Source organism: Streptomyces alkaliphilus (assembly GCF_014141535.1).
Lineage (GTDB): Bacteria > Actinomycetota > Actinomycetes > Streptomycetales > Streptomycetaceae > Streptomyces > Streptomyces alkaliphilus.
Genome location: NZ_VKHT01001338.1, coordinates 1 through 1,083 on the forward strand (window position 1 = coordinate 1; position 1,083 = coordinate 1,083).

Genomic DNA, 1,083 nt, shown 5'->3' on the forward strand with positions numbered 1-1,083 from the left:
CGGTGACGTGCGGCGGGGCGCGGTGGCGCACGGACGGAAACGGTGGGGACACGATCCGCACCGGACATCCCCGCGCGAAGACGCCGAAAGGCACGCGATCACGTGAAGCCCCCTCGAAGCCCGGGCGTTCCGCGCCCTAGGATCTGAAGCCGGTAAACCGTTCACCCGACGCCATGGCGCGGCGTACCGTGTGAGCACCCATCCAGCGAACGATCCGCCGAGGGGTCCCGTGTCTGTGCACTCCAGCATGCAGCCGTACATCGACGCCTGGACGCAGTCCATCGAGGCGATATCCGAACTGGTCACACCGCTGGTGGAGGGGGAGTGGAACCGCCGCACCCCGTGCCCCGGGTGGTCGGTGCGCGACATCGTCTCCCATGTCATCGGCAGCGAGTGCGAGGCCCTGGGCGACCCCCGGCCCATCCACACCCTGCCCCGCGACCTCTACCACGTCACCGACGAGCGCAGCCGCTACACCGAGGTGCAGGTGGACGTCCGCCGCCACCACACCGGACCGGAGATGACCTCCGAGCTGGAGTACACGATCATCCGCCGCTCCCGTCAGCTGCGGAACGAACGCCGCGCCCCCGACCACGTGGTCAGCCACCCCGTCCTCGGCAGGATGACGCTGGAGCAGTCCCTGCGGATGCGGACCTTCGACGTCTGGGTGCACGAACAGGATCTGCGCCAGTCCCTCGACAAGCCCGGCAACATCGACTCCCCGGCCGCGCACATCGCCCGCGACGTCATGCTGGAGCGGCTGCCCAAGGTGGTGGCGAAGGACGCGGGGGCCCCTCCGAAGTCCGCGGTGGTCTTCGACGTGAGCGGTCCGCTGGAGTTCCTGCGCACGGTCCGGGTGGATGAGGAGGGGCGCGGCACCCTCACCTCGAGCCCCTCCCTGGGCCCGCTGGTCACCCTCACCACCGACTGGGAGAGCTACTCCCGGCTGGCCTGCGGGCGGCTGCGACCCCGGCGCGTGGCCGAGCTGGTCAAGGTGGAGGGCGACGCGGAGCTGGCCGAGCGGATCCTGGCGAACTTCTCCATCACGCCCTGAGTCCGAACCCCGGACCCGTGCCCCGAACC

Annotated in this window: 1 protein-coding gene; it reads left to right on the forward strand. The window is 70.4% G+C overall.

Going from position 1 to position 1,083, the window contains the following annotated elements:
* Positions 1–229: 229 nt before the first annotated feature.
* Positions 230–1,054, forward strand: coding sequence for a maleylpyruvate isomerase family mycothiol-dependent enzyme (locus FNQ90_RS24345; protein ID WP_182608315.1), 825 nt, complete (start codon positions 230–232; stop codon positions 1,052–1,054).
* The last annotated feature ends 29 nt before the right edge of the window (positions 1,055–1,083 follow it).